Origin of the sequence: Lentzea sp. CC55, assembly GCF_021056325.1 — a bacterium.
Taxonomy (GTDB): domain Bacteria; phylum Actinomycetota; class Actinomycetes; order Mycobacteriales; family Pseudonocardiaceae; genus Lentzea; species Lentzea jiangxiensis.
Genome location: NZ_JAJCXE010000054.1, coordinates 89,323 through 107,342, shown reverse-complemented (window position 1 = coordinate 107,342; position 18,020 = coordinate 89,323). Strand labels below are relative to the sequence as shown.

Genomic DNA, 18,020 nt, shown 5'->3' with positions numbered 1-18,020 from the left:
GTGATCAGCTCAGGAGCTTGGCGACGCCGAACTCGAAGCGCTCGTCGAACGACTGCTCGGCGAGGAACGGCAGCACCCGTTGCAGCGCGGGCCGTTCGCCCACCGCGAGGTCGCCCTGCCCGGCCGGCAGCGCCTGTTCCTCCTGGGCGAGTCCGAGGACGAAGTAGATGACGCTCCAACAGGTCCACGCGGCGTCACGCGCGGACAACCCGCCCTCCAGCAGTGCGGCGACGAGAGCCTCGGCTGTGTCCAATGTGGACGGTTCGGCCGCATAGGTGCCCGCCACGACCGCCGCGCCGTCGCGGTGCGCGAGCAGGGCCTGCCGGTAGCGGCGCGCGATCTCGGCCGCCCGGTCGCGCCAGTGGTCCGGCAGGCCGTCGAGTGAGACGCCGGCGACGATCGCGTCGGCCATCAGCTCTTCCAGTCGTGCCTTGGTCTTCACGTGCCAGAGCACCGTGTTCATCCGCACGTCGAGCTTCTGCGCGATGGCCCGCATCGACACCGCCTCGGCGCCGCGCTCGTCGAGGATCTCCAGCGCGGCCCGCACGACGTCCGCTTGACTCTTGGTCACTGACCTAGTCTACTCGATCCAAGAGTGTTGGTCAGTGACCAAGGGAGTGGGTTCGATGCAGGACGTCGTCGTAGTGGGTGCCGGTCCGACCGGGTTGTGGCTGGCGGGGGAGTTGCGGCTGGGCGGTGCGTCGGTCACGGTCCTGGAGGCCCGCGAGGAGCGCGACTCGAACTCCAAGGCGCTCACGATCCACCCGCGCACCATCGAGGTCTTCGACTGCCGCGGTGTCGCGGAACCGTTCCTCGCCGAGGGCATCCGGATCCCGAACGGGCACTTCGGCGGCCTTCCGGACCGCATGGACTTCTCGGCGCTGGACACGCCGTTCCCGTTCACCCTCGCGGTGCCGCAGGCCCGCACCGAGGAGCTGCTCGAGGACCGCGCTCTGCGGATGGGCGCCGTGCTGAGGCGGGGCTGCGAGGTGGTGGGCCTGACGGGGGACGGCGTGCGGCTGTCCGACGGTTCGGTCGTCGCCGCGCGGTACGTGGTCGGGTGCGACGGGACGCGCAGCACCGTGCGGGCGGCCGCGGGCGTCGACTTCCCCGGCACCGACGCCACGACGTGGGGCTGGCTCGCCGACGTGGTGCTCGACGCCCCGCCCGAGCGCGGCTTCGCCGGCGTGACCGGCGTCGACGGCGGTCTCATGGTCGTGGCGCTGCCCGGCGGCCTGCACCGCATCGTCGGAGGAGACCCGGTGACGAACCGCGCCGAGTGGCCCGGCGAGCTCACGCTCGACGAGCTGCGCGCCACCGTGACCCGGATCGCGGGCACCGACTTCGGCCTGCGCGACCCGAGGTGGCTCTCGCGCTTCGGCAACGCGACCCGCCAGGCCGCCACCTACCGCGCCCGCAGCGTGCTGCTGGCCGGCGACGCCGCGCACATGCACTTCCCGACCGGCGGTGTCGGCATGAACGTCGGCATCCAGGACGCCCACAACCTCGGCTGGAAGCTCGCGGCCGTCGCCACCGGCCGGGCGGACGACGCGCTGCTGGACACCTACCACGACGAACGCCACCCGGTCGGCGCCGACCTCCTGCGGCACACCAGGGCGCAGACCGCTCTGATGACCGGCTACACGCCGGAGGGCCAGGCGTTGCGCGCCGTGGTGAGCGAGCTGATCGCGTCCGCTCCGGACATGTCGCTGGTGCTCGCCGAGCGGTTGTCGGGTCTCGACGTCGCGTACTCGACCGGCCGCCGCGTCCCCGACCAGGTGCTGCCCGGCGGTGACACGCTCTTCTCGCGGCTGCGCGGCGGCGGCCACGTGGAGACCCCGGCGGGTGTTGTGCGGCCGGACGGGCACCTCGCCGCGTAACCGCGGGTCGCGAGAACACGATTCCTTCGCCAGGGGAACTGGCGGCGTTCGACGACCTGGTCCGTTCGGCCGGCACGCCACCCGGCGACACCGCTGCGGCGCTCGCGCCGACGTCGTCGGCGCTCGGCGTTCCCGAGGAACTGGCCGGCACCGACGACGTCAGCACTTCACGTGCGAGTGAGCTGCGTGCTTCTCTGCGGAAGTCGGGTCGCGGCGCCCCGCGCTCGGTCAACGCCGCGACCCGTGCTCACGGGATCAGGAGTGCGGGCACGTGTCCCGGTACTCCTCGATCAGCGTGCTCCGTCCCGGCGCCGGGCACAGGAACTGCTCGTACCGGGTGTCGTTGTCGATGAACCGCTTGAGCCACGAGATGCTGTACTTCGCGATCGTGGTGTTGGACGAGTTCGGGGCGAAGTGCGAGGCGTTGTTGAGCTCCAGGTACGCCTTGTCCAAGGTGGACGGCAGTGAGGTGTAGAAGGGTTCGGAGTGCGAGGCGACCGGGGCGATGCTGTCGTCCTCGGCGCCGATGACGAGAGTCGGGACTCGCACGGTCGACCAGCTCTTCTGGGTGTGCCAGCCGGTCAGCGGGATCGCCGCCTGGAGGGCCGGGCGCTGGCTCGCCGCCCGCAGGGTGCCGCCGCCGCCCATCGAGTGGCCCATCACGCCGAGGCGCGTGGCGTCGATGCGGGTGCGGACGGAGCTCTGCTGGGTGAGGTAGTCGAGCGCCGCCAGGAGCTGGGAGGCCCGGCTGTCGGGCTGGTCGTAGATCGAGTTCGTGTCGATGGTGAACACGACGAACCCCTGGGAGGCGATGCGCGGGCCCAGCCAGGAGATGCTCGACTGGGTGCCGGTGTAGCCGGGGGAGATGACCACCGCGCCGAACGTGCCGGCGGCGGTGCTGGTCGGGTAGTAGATGGTGCCGCCGCCGAAGCCGCTGACCAGCGAGGACACCGAGGTCTCCGACACGGCGAAGGAGCCGCGCGTCGCCTCGATGCTCGCGTTGGTGGGAGCCGGGCCGCGTTCGTACGGGTTGTCGGCGGCCTGGGCGGTGGTGCCGGTGACGAGCACCAGGGACAGTGCGATCGGGATCAAGGTGCGGAGTTGCACGGCGTTGTACACCTCATTCGGCAGGGGGAACAGAGGAGGAACGACCTCGACCCTGCAACCGCCGACCAGCCGAGCGCATCGGTGCAACCACCGGTGTCGGCAAAAAACTTCAGTGGCAAAACTAACGGTGGTAGGTGAATTTGGCCCTTACCCCTTCCGGTGGAGCCGTTGCCGCCGTAAGACTGGGCCGGTGCTGCGTGGTCGAGAGCGGCAACGCGTCGCAGTCGACGCGTTGGTGGAACGTGCGCGCGTTGGTCGTGGCGGAGTGCTTGTGCTGCGCGGGGAGGCGGGTTCAGGCAAAACGACGTTGCTCAACGCGGTGAAGAGCACTTACGACGCGATGCTGTGCGTGGACGTCGACGAAATCGATGACGGCCTCATGCAGCTCGCCCAGGACGTAGCAGGTACGAGGGCCGCGCTGCTCATCGCGACCGAGGGGGCGCCACGCGGGTTGCCGAGCGTCACGCTCGACCCGCTGGACACCGAGACGAGCCTGCGCGTCCTGCACGATCTGGTGCCCGGCCTGCCCGGCACGCTGGCCGCGGACCTCGCCGACCTGGCGGGAGGCAACCTCCTGGCGCTGGTCGAGCTGGCGGGCTCGCTCACGTCCGCGCAGCTCGGAGGCATCGCACCGGCGCCGGCCGTGCTGCCGGAGAACAGCTCGCTGCGGCTGCGGTGGAGGTCGCGGTTCGACGCGCTGTCGGCCGAGGCCCAGCACGTCGTCGCGCTGGTCGCGGTGGACGAGGAGGTCGACGCCGCGACGCTCGACCTCGACGCGGTGCTCGAAGCGGGACCGCTGTTCGACCCGCGCCGCCTGGTCAGGACGGCGCTGCGGGCGGACGTGCCGCTGCGGTTGCAACGCGCGGCGCACGCCGAGCTGGCGGAGACCCTGCCGCCGGGGCCGCGGCGCACGTGGCACCAGGCCGTCACCAACCAGGACACGCAACTCGCGCACGCCCTCACCGCGCACGCCGAGCACGCACGGCGGTGCGGCGACTTCGCGACCGCCGCCCGTGACCACGACCGCGCGGCACGGCTCACCGCCGACCCCGAGGAGAAGGCGCACAACCTGCTCAAGGCCGCCGCCGACCACTGGGCGCACGGCGCGCCGCACCGCTCGCGCGCCGTCCTGCGCACCGCGGTCCGGCTCACCCACACCCCGGAGCTGCGGGCGTTGATGGACCTCGTCGTCGGCGGCATCGACCTCGGCGAGAGCCTCCCGGACGTCGCCGCCGACCGGCTGGTCCGTGCCGCGAGGGCACTGGTGAGCTCGCGGCGGCTGCTCGCCGTGGCGGCGCTGGGGTTCGCGGGCGAGGCGGCCAGCATCGCCGGGGACCACCGCCGGTACACGGCCATCGCGGACTTCGCGCGGGACATCCGGCGCGGCGACGAACCCCCGGCCACGAGACTGACGCTCGACCACCTCGTCGGCATGTCCGCGACCTTCGACGGCCGGCACGACGAGGCGTTGCCCGCGCTGCGCAGCGTGATCGAGCTGGCCGACCGGGTGCCGGGGCCGCAGGCGCGGATCTGGGCCAGCCAAGCCGCCTACGTGCTGGGAGACGCCACGAGGTCGAACGAGATGGCGACCAGCGCGGTGACGGCGGCGCGCGAGAGCGGGTTCACGGCCATGGTGCCGTGGGCGCTGGTGTACCGGGCCTTGTCGGCGTTGCTGCTGGACCAGCACGCGGCGGCGCTCACCGCGGCGACCGAGGGCGTGCACGCGGCGACGGCCATCGGGCAGCACAACGCCGTCGTCGACCACCTGACGATCCTCGCGCTGCTCGCGGCGTTGCGGGGTGACGCGGACACGGCGCTGCACCGCATGGACACCGCCGGCGAACACATCATGCAACGGGGTCTCGCCAGACCCGGCACGTTCGGCGCCTGGGCGTTCGCGTGCGTCGACCTCGCCCGCGACCGCCCCGCCGACGCGCTGGACCGGCTCCGGCTGCACCCCGGCCACGCGGGCATCAAGGTCATGGCCGCGCCGCACGTCGTCGAGGCCGCCGTGGCGTGCGGCAGGCAGTCCGCTGGGGACAGGGCGCTGCAGCCGTTCGAGAGGTGGGCGGGTGTCACCGGCAGCACGGCCCGGCTCGCGCTCTCGCACCGCTGCCGCGGGCTGCTGGAAGCCGGGACGGCCGACGAGCACTTCGAGGAAGCGATCAGGCTGCACCGCGCCAGCGGCACCGCGATGGAACTCGCCAAGACCGAGCTGCTGTACGGCAACCGGCTGCGCAGGGGCCGCAAGCCCAAGGCGGCGCGCGAACACCTGCGCGACGCGGTGCGCATCTTCCAGTCCTACCAGGCCGATCACTGGGTCGAGCGCGCCCGCGCCGAGCTGCGCGCCGCCGGTGACTCCACGAGCGAACCGAGGGACCACCCCGGCCTGACGCCGCAGCAGGCGCAGATCGCCCGGCTGGTCGCCGAGGGCGCCACGAACCGCGAGATCGCCGCGCGGCTGTTCCTGAGCCACCGCACCGTCGAGCACCACCTGCGCAACATCTTCGCGCGGCTCGGCGTGCGGTCGAGGGTCGAGCTCACCAGGAGGCTCGACTGACGATGGAGGGTGTGTGCGAGAGAATTACCGGCACTGGCAGCGGATTCCGACCCGATGGGCGGACAACGACGTTTACGGCCACGTGAACAACGTCGTCCACTACGCCTTCATGGACACCGTGATCAACACGTGGCTGATCGGCGCCGGGCTGGACATCCAGGCGGGCCGGCAGATCGGCCTGTGCGTGGAGTCGCACTGCAACTACCGCGCCTCGGTGTCGTTCCCGGAGGCGCTCGACGCGGGCCTGCGCGTCGGTCACCTCGGCCGGTCCAGCGTGCGCTACGAGGTCGGGTTCTTCTTCGAGGACCGCGAGGACGTCGTGGCGGAGGGCCACTTCGTGCACGTGTTCGTGGACAGGGCGACCCGCAAGCCGGTGGAGATCCCCGATCGGCTGCGCACGGCGATGGAAGGTCTGGTGGTGGCGTGAAGACGCGAGGCGCGGTGCTGACGGGCGTCGGCGGGCCCCTGGAGGTCGTCGACCTGGAGCTCGACCCGCCCGGCCCCGGCGAACTGCTGGTGCGCGTGCGCGCCACGGGTCTGTGCCACTCCGACCTGTCGGTGATCGACGGCTCGCGGATCCGGCCGTTGCCGATGGTGCTCGGCCACGAGGCGGCGGGCGAGGTCGTCGAGGCGGGGCCCGGCGCCGAGTTCGCGCCGGGCGACCACGTGGTGCTGTCGTTCGTGCCCGCGTGCGGGGCGTGCCGCCGCTGCACCTCCGGCCGGCAGGCGTTGTGCGAGCCCGCAGCCGCCGCCAACCGAGACGGCACGCTGCTCGGCGGTGGCCGGCGGTGGACCCTTCGTGACGGGACGCGCCCGAACCACCACCTCGGCGTGTCCGGGTTCGCCGAGTACACCGTGATCTCCGACAGGTCTGCCACGCTCGTGCCGCAGGACCTGCCGCTCGACATCGCCGCGCTGTTCGGCTGCGCGGTCCTGACGGGGGCCGGGGCGGCGTTCTACAGCGCCGACGTGAAACCGGGGGACAGGGTCGCCGTGTTCGGGCTCGGCGGCGTCGGCCTGGCGGCGGTCCTCGCGGCCGTCACGGCGGGTGCCACGCAGGTCGTCGCGGTGGACGTCGTCGAGCACAAGCGCGAGCTCGCCCTGACGCTCGGCGCCACCCACGAGGCGGCGGGCGGCCCGGGCGCCGTCACCCACGTGCGGGACCTGACCGGCGGCGGAGCGGACAAGGTGATCGACACGACCGGCGTCGCGGCCGTGCTCGAACAGGCCTACGCCGCCACGGCCGTCGGCGGCACGACGGTCACCGTCGGGCTGCCGCACCCCGACCGCACCGTCAGCCTGCCGGCGCTCAACCTCGTCGCCGAGGAACGCACCCTCAAGGGCAGCTACCTCGGCTCCTGCGTGCCGCGCCGGGACGTGCCCCGGTTCGTCGACCTGTACCGCGCCGGACGGCTGCCCGTCGACGGCCTGCTCTCCGGGCGGCTGGGGCTGCACGAGATCAACGACGGGTTCGCGAAGCTCGCGTCCGGCGACGCCGTCCGGCAGGTCGTCGTGATGGAGTAGCGCCCGGTTCAGCCCGTCCGGGCACGAATCGGGCAGGACAAGTTCCAGGACGAGGTGTTGACCGCGCGGTTCGGTTGCGCCACGGTGAGAGCGCTCTCATGTTCGCCGCTTCCCGCAACGGGGCGAGAAGCGATCCCTGCACGGACAAGGAGAAGAGCATGCGATTCACCCTGCCCGGAATCGTGCCCGCGCTGGCCCTCGTGCTGGCCGGGTCCACGTTCACCGCTCCGGCCCAGGCGGCGGAGAAGGAGATGTCACCCGGCCTGCTCACCGCGATGAGCTCGGCGTTCGGGCTCACCGAGGCCCAGGCGCGGCTGCGCCTGGAGAAGGAGCAGCGCGCGTCGGTCATCGCCTCGCGCGCCGAGGGCGAGGCCGGCGCCGCACTGGCCGGCAGCTGGTTCGACGAGAAGACGAGCCGCCTCGTCGTGGCCGTCACCGACGGGGCCGCCGCGCGCAAGGTCGAGGCCGCCGGTGCGGACTCGGTCGTCGTCAGCCGGTCGGCGAACTCGATGGCGGCGCACAAGAACCGCCTCGACGCGCTGTCCGCGACGGGTGCCGTGCCCTCCGCGGTCGCGAGCTGGCACCCGGACCCGCGCACCGGCACCGTCGTCGTGAACGTGGAGGCGGGCAAGCAGACCGCCGAGGTCGCGTCCTTCCTGGACAAGGCCCGCCAGTTCGGCGCGATCACCGTGCGCACCGAGGGCGTGCAGCAGCCCCAGCCGTTCGCGGCCGGCACGGTCGGCGGCGACCCGTACTACACCGGCAACGTCCGCTGCTCCATCGGCTTCTCGGTGCACGGCGGCTACGTCACCGCGGGCCACTGCGGTGGCAACGGCCAGGCCGTCTACGGCTGGGACCGCTCCTACCAGGGCAACTTCGCCGGATCCTCCTTCCCCGGCAACGACTACGCGTGGGTGCGCATCGGCGGCGGCTGGTGGACCGTTCCGGTCGTGCTCGGCTGGGGCACCGTGAGCGACGCGCTGGTGCGCGGTTCGTGGGAGGCGCCGATCGGCACCTCCGTGTGCCGCTCCGGCTCGACGACGCGCTGGCACTGCGGCGTGATCCAGAGCCGCAACGAGACGATCCGCTACGCCCAGGGCGACGTGCACCAGATGGCGGGCACGAGCGTCTGCGCCGAGGGTGGCGACTCCGGTGGCTCGTTCATCACCGGTGACCAGGCCCAGGGCGTCACGTCCGGCGGCTACGGCAACTGCTCCAGCGGCGGTCGCACTTGGTTCCAGCCGATCAACGAGATCCTCAACGTCTACGGCCTGAGGCTGCACACGGCCTGATGGAACGCCCGGCTGTCCACCACGCGAAGTGGTGGACAGCCGGTGTTCTCAGGTGGCGGTCAGCCGCGTGCGTTGACGTGCAACGCCAGCGCGGTTCCGGCGCCGAGCGTGGTGGTGAACCGGCCGGAGGAGTCGACGGTCACGCGGACGCAGCCGTTCTCCTGGACGTTGCAGTACGTCCCCGCCGGGAGGGCCGTCTGGAACGTGCGGGTCACGGAGAACGTCTCGCGGTTGATCGCGACGAAGCCCTTGCTGCCGCGGCCGAACGCGATCAGGTCGTACCCGTTGTCCTGCCAGTTGTTCACGTCGGTGCCCGCGACGGTGTTGCGGAACGCGACCATGTTCGCGATCTGCGTCCAGGCGTGCTGGCACTTCCAGCCGCTGTAGCAGACGGAGTTGCCGGGCGGACCGGCGTCCTTGTCGCTGAACTCGTAGCCCGAGTACACCTGCGGTGCGCCGTAGTTCCACGCCAGCATGAACACGTTCGCCAGCGTGTAGGTGGAACCGTCCTTGTAGGTCAGCGTGGAACCGTTGCGCTCGGTGTCCCAGTTGTCCACGAACGGCCGTGCCTGACCGCTGGGCAGGAAGCCCCACGACTGCCCGAAGGTCCGCAGGTACGCGAGGTTCTCGTTGGTGAAGATCCGCTTCACGTCGTAGGCGTAGCGGAACTCGTCGACGTCACCGGAGCCGGTGTACTCGCCGGGCTGCACCGCCTCGCCCGCGCCGTAGATGACCTCGTGGACCCAGAAGACGCCGGGATTGCTGAGCTTGCCCTTGATCGCGGCGAGATCGCCCGCCGGCATGTGCTTGGCGGCGTCGATGCGGAAGCCGTCGACGCCCATGCCGATCAACCGGTTGAGGTACCCGGCGATCGCGCCGCGCACGTACTCGCTGCCGGTGTCCAGGTCGGACAGACCGACGAGCTCGCAGTTCTGGACGTTGTAGCGGTCCTGGTAGTTGGTGATGGGCGACCGGCAGGAGTGGAAGTCCCAGTCGCTGTAGTAGCCGGGGTAGTTGTACTTCGAGTAGCCCGTTCCGCCCGTTCCGGTGCCGGAGCCCGCGCTCATGTGGTTGATCACCGCGTCGGCGATGACCTTGACGCCCGCGTTGTGGCAGGCCGTGACCATGTTCCGGAAGGCGGTCTCGTCACCGAGGCGCCCGGCGATCCGGTAGCTGACGGGCTGGTAGGTGGTCCACCACTGCGGACCCTGGACGTGCTCGGTGGCGGGCGAGACCTCCACGTAACCGTAGCCCTTGGGGCCGAGAACGGTGGTGCACTCCGACGCCACGCGGGCGAACGGCCATTGGAACAGGGTGGCGGTGACGTCCTTGGCGCCCGGTGGCGCCGCAAGACTTTGCACCGGTGTGGACAGTCCGACGATCAGCAGCACCGCCAGGAGGGTGCGCGAAGCCGAGGAAACCACGTTGTCTCCTTGATGCAGGGGGTTCACTGATCGTGGTAGCACCCCGGCGCACACCCCGCAAAGCGTTGCAAGAACTTTCCGGAGCAATTCGGCCTACTGCACGCGCGGGGCACCGACGCCGGACGCGCCGGTGTGAAGGCGACGCCGCTCGTCGGCCCCGCCTACCGCCCGCTGACGAGCAGGTAGCGCTCGTCCGTGATCGGTCTGCCCCACAGGTCCTCACCGGTCAGCGGGGTGACCACGGCCTCGTCGCGCACCTCGACGACCAGTTCGCGGGCCTCGGCGGCGGTCAGCCCGGCACCGGTCGACCACCGTCCCTCGGCCAGCACGAGAACGCCGCCCGGCTCGAGCAGGGCCACCCACCCGGCCAGCGCCGCGGCCGGATCCGGCAACGCCCACAGCACGTGCCGCGCGAGCACGACACCGAACGATCCCCGAGCGTGCGGTGGGTGTGCCGCGTCGCCCGCGACGAAGCCGATCGCGACGCCCGCGCTCGACGCCTTGGCCCTCGCGACGTCCAGCATCCGCTCGGACAGGTCGAGGCCGTGCACCTCGTGGCCGGCTTCGGCGAGCAGGACGGACAGGCTCCCGGTGCCGCACCCGAGGTCCGCGACGCGGGAGGACGGGGGGATCAGCGGCAGGAGCAGCCGGGCCCAGGCGTCGCGCACCCGCGGGTCCCGCAGCCCGTGGTCCGGCTCGTCGTCGAACGCCGCGGCGTGCCCGTCCCAGAACTCCCGGATCGTCATGCCTCCACTTTTGCCTAAGCGGACCTCAAGACTTGCCCAAATGAGATGCGGAGTCCGTCGTACGGTCCCTAACCTCGCTTCATGAGGCTTGTGATCTGGTTCACACTGGCGTGCATGTGCGCGCTGAGCGGTGACCACGTGCTCGCAGCCGTCCTGGTGACACTCCTGGTCGGCTGCGCGACGGACCGTGCACGCTGAACTGTTCAGCCTTCGCTGTACAGTTCGCGGTGTGCTGACCTGTGAGACGCGAGAAGCAGCGCTTGCCCGGCTCGGGCGGGCGCTGGCCGACCCGACGCGCTGCCGGATCCTGATCGCCCTGCTCGACGGTCCCGGCTACCCGGCCCGGCTCGCCGAACAGCTGGGGCTGACCAGGCCGAACGTGTCCAACCACCTGGCGTGCCTGCGCGGGTGCGGCCTGGTCGTGGCCGCCTACCAGGGGCGTCAGGTGCGCTACGAGCTCGCCGACCCGCACCTGAAGCGCGCGATCGGCGAGCTCGTCGACGTCGTCCTCGCGGTCGAGCCGCAGCCGGAGTGCGTCAATGGGTGACGCCTGCTGCCCGCCCGTCCGGACCGGTCGCCGGACCGCGTTGCGGCGCAGGATTCGGCTGTTCGTCGCGGCGACGATCACCTACAACGTCGTCGAGGCGGTCATCGCGCTCGCGGCGGGCACCGCCGCGAACTCGACCGCGTTGATCGGGTTCGGGCTCGACTCGGTGATCGAGGTCGCGTCGGCGGCCGCCGTGGCGTGGCAGTTCGCCGGACGCGATCCCGAGCGGCGTGAACGCACCGCGCTCAAGGTGATCGCGGTGTCGTTCTTCGCCCTGGCGGCGTACGTGGTGGTCGAGTCCGCGCTGGCGTTGCTCCAGGCGGAGCGCCCGGAGCACTCCACGGTCGGCATCGTGCTCGCGGCGGTGTCACTGCTGGTGATGCCGGGCCTGTCCTACGCCCAGCGCAAGGCCGGGCGGGAGCTCGGGTCGGCCAGCGCGGTGGCGGACTCGAAGCAGACGCTGCTGTGCACCTACCTGTCGGCGGTGCTGCTCGTCGGCCTCGTGGTCAACAGCCTGTTCGGCTGGTGGTGGGCGGATCCGGTGGCGGCGCTGGTGATCGCCGCCGTGGCGGTCAGGGAAGGTCGCGAGGCGTGGCGGGGCCACCACTGCTGCTGACCGGCTTGCGCGCGACCAGCCGTTCCACCACGCCCAGCTTGAACCGCTGCCGTTGCTCGACGACGAGGCCGTGGGCCTGCACGAGGTGCAGCGGCCGGCGCAGGAAGTGCTCTCCGGCCATCGGGACGGTGATCCGCTCGAGCAGCCACTGCACGGCGCGGACGAACCGCGAGGTGGCGGCCACGTGGTCGAGCAGGATCAGCGATCCGCCGGGCCGCAGCACGCGGACCATCTCGCCCACGGCGGTCTCGTGGTCCGGGATCGCGCACAGGCCCAGCGTGCAGACCACGGTGTCGAACGAGGAGTCGGCGAACGGCAGGGCGTGGGCGGTGCCCTGGTGCAGCGCCACCGGACGGCCGAGCCCGGCGGCGCGGGTGCGGGCCAGGTCGAGCATGCGGTCGCTGAGGTCCAGGCCGGTGAGGGTGACACCGGCGGGGTAGTGCGGCAGGTTCAGGCCGGTGCCGACGGCGACCTCCAGCACCTCGCCGGTCGCCCGGGAGCACGCCCAGCGGCGGGAGTCGCCGAAGACGCGGCGGTCCAGCGCGCCCATCTCCCGGTCGTACTTCTCCGACTTGCGGTTCCAGTACTCCTGCCAGCGGGGCCGGTCCATGGTGCCCAGCGAACACGATGGGCACGGCGGCAGCCAGTCGTCTGGACAGGCCGGTGCCCCTGCACTATGTCTGGCCCGTGTGCGCGTAGTCGTCGTCTCCGGGGGCGATCCCGGTCATGTGGTGCCCGCCATCGCGTTGTGCCTGCGGTTCCTGGCTGCGGGCGACACGCCGGTGCTGCTGACCGGCGGCCGGTGGGTCGAGGCGGCGCGGGCCGAGGGGATCACCGCCTCGCGGGTGACCGGGTTGTCGCTCGCGGACCTCGCGGACGTGCCGGACCTCGGGCTCGCGCTGCACGACCAAGCCGGGGTCCTGGCGACCGCGCTGGCGCCGCGGTTCGGGGCACTGCGGCCGGACCTGGTGGTGTGCGACGTCCTCGCGCTCGGCGCGGGCATGGCCGCCGAACTCGCCGGGGTGCCGTGGGCGCAGCTGTCGCCGCACCCGCTCTACGAGCCGTCCAGGTGGTTGCCGCCGATGGGCAGCGGACTCGCCCCCGGAACCGGTGTGCGCGGCCGGCTGCGCGACAAGGCGCTGAGGGCGTTGACGGCCCGGTCGTTGCGCCGGGGAGAACGGCAGCGCGCCGAGGTGCGGCGCAGGATCGGGCTCGGTGCCGACGAACCCGGCCCGATCGCGCGGCTGGTCGCGACGTTGCCCGCGCTGGAGGTGTCACGCCCGGACTGGCCGGCCGACGCGCACGTCGTCGGGCCGCTGCTGTGGGAGGCCGGTCGCGGCACGCTGTCGCCGCCGCCCGGTGACGAACCGCTGGTGATGATCGCGCCGTCGACGGCGTGGACCGGTGCGCGGAGCATGGCCGAGATGGCCGTGGAGGCGTTGCGGGGCAACAACCTCAGAGCGGTGGTCTCGACGTTCGCACCCCTGCCGGACCTGCCGGGCTGGGCGAGGTCGGGGCCGGGCGACCAGGAGCGGTTGCTGCGCCGGTCGTCGATCCTGGTGTGCGGGGGCGGGCACGGGATGCTCGTCAAGGCGCTGCGGGCCGCGGTGCCCGTCGTGGTGGTGCCCGGCGGCGGCGACCAGTGGGAGATGGCGAACCGGGTCGCGCGGCAGGGGAGCGGGGTGCTCGTCCGGCCGGCGAGCGTCGAGGCGCTGCGGGACGCCGTCACGCGGGTGCTCGGCGATCCCGCCTTCGCGGGAGCGGCGCGGCGAGCGGCGGCGACGGTGGCTGATGTTCGTGATCCTGTGGAGGTGTGCCGGACCGCGTTGAGCCTTGTGCGTTGAGCTCCCGCTTCAACGAACTGAGGATCAGCCGCAGACGCGCTCGACCAGGACCTGCCAGCTCGCGGCGAGGTCGGCGACCACGGTCTGCGGGTCGGGCCCGTCCTCCGGCGCCCGCAGGTACAGCAGGACCGGCCCTTCGAGAGCCGCGACGAGCTGCAACGCCAGCGTGCCGCTCGCGGCCTCGTCCGGGCACGCCTCGCTGAGCAGCATGTGCACGTGGAAGAGCGAGGGGCTGTCGCCGGCGGGAACGGGCTGGCCGGGGTCGAGGGCGGCCCTGGCGAGGACCGTGTGCCCGACCAGGAACTCGAGCCGCGCCCGGCCGAACGCGACCAGCCGCTCGACCGCCGGCGCTCCGGGGCCGAGAGGCGGCGGCCCGCTCATGACCCGCTGCTGGAAGAGCGTCTCCTCCTCGTCGAGCAACGCGAGGAAGATGCCCGCCCGCGTGCCGAAGCGGCGGAACACGGTGCCCTTGCCGAGCCCGGCGCGTTCGGCGAGACCGTCCATCGTGACCTTGTCCGCGCCCAGCTCGGCCACCATCTGACGGGCGACGCCGATCAGGTGGGCGCGGTTGCGCGCGGCGTCCGCCCGCTCCTGCACCGGACGGCCCCACGACAGCGCGACTGGTTCCACGAAACCGAACGCTACCGGCGCACCGCGTGGTCGTGGCAGCGGCACACCGCCGTGACCGGCGTCCGGACTGTCACAAAGCGACGGGCTGTCTCGCTCCACCACCGTGAAACTGCTCCTGGACCGCATCACCCTGACCTTCATCGGCCTGACGTCGGCGTATGTCGGCGTTTACGCGTACTTCTTCCCCGACGCCTGGTATGCGAACTTCCCGGGCTTCGGCCTGCGGTGGCTGCCGCAACTCGGCCCCTACAACGAGCACCTGGCCGCGGACGTCGGCGCCGTCTACCTCGCGTTCGCCGTGGTGAGCCTGATCGCGCTGGCACAGGTGCGCAACCAGGCCCTGGTGCGCCTGGCGGGTGCTGTTCTGCTGACCTTCAACGGGCTGCACCTCGTCTACCACCTGCGGATGCTGCACGTGTACGAGCCGCGCGACCAGGTGCTCAACGCGGTGCTGCTCAGCCTGGGCGTCGTGCTGTCGGCGGTGCTGGTCATCCCGTCGCGGAACCGGGTGCCGAGCCCGGCTGCCGCCTGATCCCGGCCCCGGGCGCCTTCACGCCGCCGAGCCGTTCCTCGACGAACGCGATCACCGTGCCGGAGCCGGCTCCGTCCCGGTCACCGGGAACGCGCCCCGGGACCCACCTCCGCGGTGGGCACCGGCGGCGCGTCCCTGGCGCCGCGGCTAGACCTTGTCGGCGACCTTGATCTTGCCCTCGATGATCTGGGCCTTGTAGCCCTCGAGGATGCCCTGCAGCTCCGCGTCGACCTTCCCACCGGAGGTCGCGTACCCGACGCCGTTCGACTTGAGGTCGAACACCTTCGGCAGCGACGCGACGTCGTTCTTCGCGGCGGCGTGGAAGAAGTCGTACACGGCCACGTCCACGCGCTTGAGGCTCGACGCCACGATCACGTCGCGGTTGGCGGCGAGCGCCGGCTGGTTGTACTGGTCGGCGTCGCAGCCGATCGCCAGCACGCCCGCCTGCTTCACCGCGGCGAACACGCCGATGCCCGACGCGCCCGCGGCCGGGTAGACGACGTCGGCGCCCTTGTCGATCAGGCCCTTGGCGGCCTCCTGGCCCTTGGGCGGGTCCTGGAAGCCCGTGAAGTCACCGGCCGGGGTGATGTACTTCTTGTCGATCCGGACCTTCGGCGCGGCGGTGCGCGCACCCTGGTTGTAGCCCGCCTCGAACTTCTGGATCAGCGGGATGTCCACGCCGCCGACGAAGCCCACGTGGCACTTCTTGCTCTGGTACGCGGCGACGACGCCCGCGAGGAACGCGCCCTCCTGCTCGGCGAACACCAGCGGCGTGACGTTCGCGGCGCCCTCGACGGCCGAGTCGACCAGGCCGAACTTGACGTTCGGGAACTCCGGCGCGACCACCTTCAGCGACTCCGTGTACGCGAAGCCCACGCCGACGACGGGGTTGAAGCCCTCGGACGCGAGCTGGCGCAGCCGGGTCTGCTTCGCGGACTCGTCCTCGTTGGGCGCGGCGGACAGTTCGCGGGTGTTCTCCTTCTTCACACCCATGTCCGCGATGGCCTTGTCGAACCCGGCGGCGGCGAGGTCGTTGAACGACGCGTCACCGCGGCCACCGATGTCGTAGGCCAGGCCGATCTTCAGCGCGCTGCCGTCGACCCGGTCGCCCGCGGCGGCCGTAGTGCTCGACGTGGCGGGCGCGGTGGGCGGCGTCGAGAACTCGCAGCCGCCGGCGGAACCGGCGTTGTTCGTGCTGTTCTGGCCGGAATCCTTCGCACAGGCGCTGACCACCATGGTCAACGCGATCGCGGCAGCGGCGGTGCCACGCAAACGGCGCACGGGTCGTCCCCCTCGAGAGCTCGGTTCAGGAGCGGGACGGTACCCGGCGCCGCGGACGAACCGGTTGAGCGTTCACCTAGTGGGATCGAGAGCCTTGCGGAAGACGAGGAAGTCGCACGGGCAGGCCAGGCGCGGCACCAGGTGCGGATAGGCGCTTTCGAGCTCGTCCGTGCGGACGTGGCGGTAGCCGATGCGCGTGTACCAGCCCCGCAGGAACTCCTTGACCGGATGGTTCCACTCCTGCGGGACCAGCAGCTCCAGCTGCATCTCGCGAGCGCCGGCCGACCGGGCCCAGTCCTCGGCGAACGACACCAGGTCCGTGCCGATGCCCGTGCCGCGTTCCTCCGGCGCCGCCACCAGCATCCCGAACTCGCCCGCGCCGTCCTCGAGCCGGTGGACGCGGACCGAGCCGACGACGCGGCCGTCCGACCGGGCCACGGCGATCTCGCCCGCGGCGATGAGGCCCGCCACCTCGGCCTCGGTCGTCCGGGAGCCGCCCTCGAGCCAAATCCCCTTCTCCGCCTCGGCGTACACGCGGTTGACCAGCGACGCCAGCTCGCCGGCGAGCGAGGTGTCGGAGGTCAGGAACGGGGTCACCACGGCGACGGCTGACGGGTCCGGGCGAGCTCGTCGGCGTGCTGCAGCACAGCCAGCTCGCGCAGCATCCGGTCGCGTTGCACGGGGTCGTGCGCGACGTGCGAGGCGTGCAGGGCGTTGCGCAGGCGAGCCTTGCGCCGCGGCGTCCACCGGCTGGCGACGGCGAGCCTCGCGGCCCTCAGCGCCGCCTTGTCCCTCGTCCGCGCCAGGGCGTCCCGGCCGTCGTCGCCGAGGTTCAGCACCGACAGCACGCGTTCCCGCAGCTCTCGGCCGATGCGCGCCCACGTCGTGGTGCGCCGGCGTGCGGCGCGGATCTCGATGCCGAGCGCGAGGTGCAGCATCACCAGACCCAGCACCGGGCCGAGCAGGACGCGGGCGGCACCGGCGACCGGGCCGGACAGGCTGAAGGCGGCGAACGCGGCGAACGCCGTCAGCGCCCACGCCACGAGCCGCGCGGGGCCGGGACGGCCGTTCTGGCGCACTCCCGCGCGCATCGCCCAGCCGCAGGCCACGAGCGCGGCCTCCATCACGGAGAACAGGACGACCCGTTCCACGACGTCGGTGATGCCCAGGCGCTGCTCGAAGAAGCGCCACGAGGTGTCGACGCTGACGCCGATGCTCAGCAGCCCGACCGCGTAGAAGCCCTTGGCCCCGGCGGTCTCGGCCGCCACCGGTTCGGGTTCCGGTGCCGGATCGGCGGGGGAACGGCGTTCGGTCCCGTCGAGCGCCGCGATCAGCTCGGGCGTCAGCGGGATGTGGCCGCTCGTGTCTTCGACGCCGTTGCGGGCGCGCCACTCGTTCACGATCGGAGTGGCGTACGGCCTGCTCGGGACCGTCTGGCCCTGCCTGTGCAGCCAGAGGCGGACGTCCTCGACCGAACAGCCGCGCGGCAGGTGCTCGAGCGCGTACCGGATCTTCGCCTTCTGGGTCCTCAACCGGCTCAACGCGGCGTCGTGGCCGGTCAGGGTGCCGGCCTCGTCCGTGGTCACTCGTGCTCTCCGTCCTCATCGGGGGCTTGCAGGGGCACGCGGACGGCTGGACCCTACCCGGCCACCCCGCGTGGGCATCACCAGGTTTACGACGTTGACACTGTCATGGTTGCAGTGTCACTATTGCGGGGTGTGGACGCTCGACGAGTTGCTGGACCGCGTCTCCGCCGCGTTGTCGGCGGAGTACTCGGGCGCGCCCAACGGCCGGGTCAGGGACGTGCCCGACAAGCGGGCCGTCCGCTGGTACGCGACGACGGGCCTGGTGGACAGACCCTCGGCGATGCGCGGCCGCACCGCCCTGTACGACCGGCGCCACCTGCTCCAGCTCGTGGCGGTGAAGAGACTGCAGTCGCAGGGGAGGACGCTGGCCGACATCCAGGCCGAACTCGCGGGAGCCGCCGACTCGGCGCTCGCCGCCATCGCCCGCGTGCCGCAGGCGCTGCTCGACTCC

General features: G+C 72.0%; 19 protein-coding genes. 10 read left to right on the top strand and 9 right to left on the bottom strand.

Annotated features, from left to right (window positions below; translation table 11 throughout):
• Positions 1-4: 4 nt before the first annotated feature.
• Positions 5-571 (bottom strand): TetR/AcrR family transcriptional regulator C-terminal domain-containing protein, encoded by a 567-nt coding sequence (locus tag L6E10_RS33195; protein ID WP_236224102.1) that lies wholly within the window; start codon positions 569-571, stop codon positions 5-7.
• 34 nt (positions 572-605) lie between these two features.
• Here L6E10_RS33195 and L6E10_RS33190 point away from each other — a divergent pair, with 34 nt between their 5' ends.
• The gene (locus L6E10_RS33190; RefSeq protein ID WP_236224101.1) at positions 606-1,880 is read left to right on the top strand and encodes an FAD-dependent monooxygenase; all 1,275 of its coding nucleotides are present in this window, start codon (positions 606-608) and stop codon (positions 1,878-1,880) included.
• Positions 1,881-2,135: 255 nt separating this feature from the next.
• On the opposite strand, the gene L6E10_RS33185 is transcribed toward L6E10_RS33190, so the two are convergent.
• Positions 2,136-2,987 carry a dienelactone hydrolase family protein gene (locus L6E10_RS33185; RefSeq protein ID WP_236224100.1) on the bottom strand — a complete coding sequence of 284 codons (852 nt, stop codon included), beginning with the start codon at positions 2,985-2,987 and terminating at the stop codon, positions 2,136-2,138.
• Between the two features lie 319 nt (positions 2,988-3,306).
• Between L6E10_RS33185 and L6E10_RS41005 the strand changes: the two genes are divergently transcribed.
• From L6E10_RS41005 to L6E10_RS33165, 4 genes are all read left to right on the top strand, one after another.
• On the top strand, positions 3,307-5,547 hold the full coding sequence (locus tag L6E10_RS41005; protein ID WP_236224099.1) for a LuxR family transcriptional regulator: 2,241 nt from the start codon (positions 3,307-3,309) through the stop codon (positions 5,545-5,547).
• 13 nt (positions 5,548-5,560) lie between these two features.
• The gene (locus L6E10_RS33175; protein WP_236224098.1) at positions 5,561-5,974 is read left to right on the top strand and encodes a thioesterase family protein; all 414 of its coding nucleotides are present in this window, start codon (positions 5,561-5,563) and stop codon (positions 5,972-5,974) included.
• Positions 5,971-7,071, top strand: a complete 1,101-nt coding sequence (locus L6E10_RS33170) for a zinc-binding dehydrogenase (RefSeq protein WP_236224097.1) — start codon at positions 5,971-5,973, stop codon at positions 7,069-7,071. The genes L6E10_RS33175 and L6E10_RS33170 overlap by 4 nt, the downstream gene beginning before the upstream one ends.
• A gap of 158 nt (positions 7,072-7,229) precedes the next feature.
• The gene (locus L6E10_RS33165; protein WP_236224096.1) at positions 7,230-8,363 is read left to right on the top strand and encodes a S1 family peptidase; all 1,134 of its coding nucleotides are present in this window, start codon (positions 7,230-7,232) and stop codon (positions 8,361-8,363) included.
• A 59-nt stretch (positions 8,364-8,422) separates the two neighbouring features.
• On the opposite strand, the gene L6E10_RS33160 is transcribed toward L6E10_RS33165, so the two are convergent.
• Positions 8,423-9,787, bottom strand: coding sequence for an alpha-amylase family protein (locus L6E10_RS33160; RefSeq protein ID WP_236224095.1), 1,365 nt, complete (start codon positions 9,785-9,787; stop codon positions 8,423-8,425).
• Positions 9,788-9,948: 161 nt separating this feature from the next.
• A complete protein-coding gene (locus tag L6E10_RS33155; protein ID WP_236224094.1) occupies positions 9,949-10,533 on the bottom strand; it encodes a class I SAM-dependent methyltransferase in 585 nt (194 codons plus the stop codon).
• A 229-nt stretch (positions 10,534-10,762) separates the two neighbouring features.
• On the opposite strand from L6E10_RS33155, the gene L6E10_RS33150 reads away from it, so the two are divergent.
• Positions 10,763-11,080: a helix-turn-helix transcriptional regulator gene (locus L6E10_RS33150; RefSeq protein ID WP_236224093.1), complete on the top strand. Its 318-nt coding sequence runs from the start codon at positions 10,763-10,765 to the stop codon at positions 11,078-11,080.
• Positions 11,073-11,696: a cation diffusion facilitator family transporter gene (locus L6E10_RS33145; protein ID WP_236224092.1), complete on the top strand. Its 624-nt coding sequence runs from the start codon at positions 11,073-11,075 to the stop codon at positions 11,694-11,696. The genes L6E10_RS33150 and L6E10_RS33145 overlap by 8 nt, the downstream gene beginning before the upstream one ends.
• Here L6E10_RS33145 and L6E10_RS33140 read toward each other — a convergent pair.
• A complete protein-coding gene (locus tag L6E10_RS33140) occupies positions 11,653-12,306 on the bottom strand; it encodes a class I SAM-dependent methyltransferase (RefSeq protein ID WP_236224091.1) in 654 nt (217 codons plus the stop codon). The two genes, L6E10_RS33145 and L6E10_RS33140, sit on opposite strands and share 44 nt — an antisense overlap.
• A 79-nt stretch (positions 12,307-12,385) precedes the next feature.
• On the opposite strand from L6E10_RS33140, the gene L6E10_RS33135 reads away from it, so the two are divergent.
• Positions 12,386-13,540 (top strand): glycosyltransferase, encoded by a 1,155-nt coding sequence (locus L6E10_RS33135; RefSeq protein WP_236224090.1) that lies wholly within the window; start codon positions 12,386-12,388, stop codon positions 13,538-13,540.
• A 24-nt stretch (positions 13,541-13,564) separates the two neighbouring features.
• Here L6E10_RS33135 and L6E10_RS33130 read toward each other — a convergent pair whose 3' ends face one another.
• Positions 13,565-14,170: a TetR/AcrR family transcriptional regulator gene (locus L6E10_RS33130; protein WP_236224089.1), complete on the bottom strand. Its 606-nt coding sequence runs from the start codon at positions 14,168-14,170 to the stop codon at positions 13,565-13,567.
• Between the two features lie 103 nt (positions 14,171-14,273).
• Between L6E10_RS33130 and L6E10_RS33125 the strand changes: the two genes are divergently transcribed.
• Positions 14,274-14,702 carry a hypothetical protein gene (locus L6E10_RS33125; RefSeq protein WP_236224088.1) on the top strand — a complete coding sequence of 143 codons (429 nt, stop codon included), beginning with the start codon at positions 14,274-14,276 and terminating at the stop codon, positions 14,700-14,702.
• Positions 14,703-14,849: 147 nt separating this feature from the next.
• Here the strand turns inward: L6E10_RS33125 and L6E10_RS33120 are convergent, their stop codons facing one another.
• The 3 genes from L6E10_RS33120 to L6E10_RS33110 all read right to left on the bottom strand — a co-directional run bounded on the left by L6E10_RS33120 (position 14,850) and on the right by L6E10_RS33110 (position 17,569).
• Positions 14,850-15,974: a BMP family protein gene (locus L6E10_RS33120; RefSeq protein ID WP_236224417.1), complete on the bottom strand. Its 1,125-nt coding sequence runs from the start codon at positions 15,972-15,974 to the stop codon at positions 14,850-14,852.
• Between the two features lie 81 nt (positions 15,975-16,055).
• The gene (locus L6E10_RS33115) at positions 16,056-16,580 is read right to left on the bottom strand and encodes a GNAT family N-acetyltransferase (RefSeq protein WP_236224087.1); all 525 of its coding nucleotides are present in this window, start codon (positions 16,578-16,580) and stop codon (positions 16,056-16,058) included.
• Entirely contained in the window at positions 16,577-17,569 is a 993-nt protein-coding gene (locus L6E10_RS33110) for a hypothetical protein (protein ID WP_236224086.1), read from the bottom strand. Before L6E10_RS33110 ends, L6E10_RS33115 begins: the two co-directional genes overlap by 4 nt.
• Positions 17,570-17,699: 130 nt before the next feature.
• On the opposite strand from L6E10_RS33110, the gene L6E10_RS40490 reads away from it, so the two are divergent.
• Positions 17,700-18,020, top strand: a 321-nt coding sequence (locus tag L6E10_RS40490) for a MerR family transcriptional regulator (RefSeq protein ID WP_236224085.1), incomplete at its 3' end; no start/stop codon positions are given.

What these genes read in the sequence shown, in the direction of transcription:
- L6E10_RS33165 (WP_236224096.1), top strand. Translation starts at nt 7,230, where the DNA reads ATGCGATTCACCCTGCCCGGAATCGTGCCCGCGCTGGCCCTCGTGCTG.
- L6E10_RS33155 (WP_236224094.1), bottom strand. Translation starts at nt 10,533, where the DNA reads ATGACGATCCGGGAGTTCTGGGACGGGCACGCCGCGGCGTTCGACGAC.
- L6E10_RS33145 (WP_236224092.1), top strand. Translation starts at nt 11,073, where the DNA reads ATGGGTGACGCCTGCTGCCCGCCCGTCCGGACCGGTCGCCGGACCGCG.
- L6E10_RS33140 (WP_236224091.1), bottom strand. Translation starts at nt 12,306, where the DNA reads ATGGACCGGCCCCGCTGGCAGGAGTACTGGAACCGCAAGTCGGAGAAG.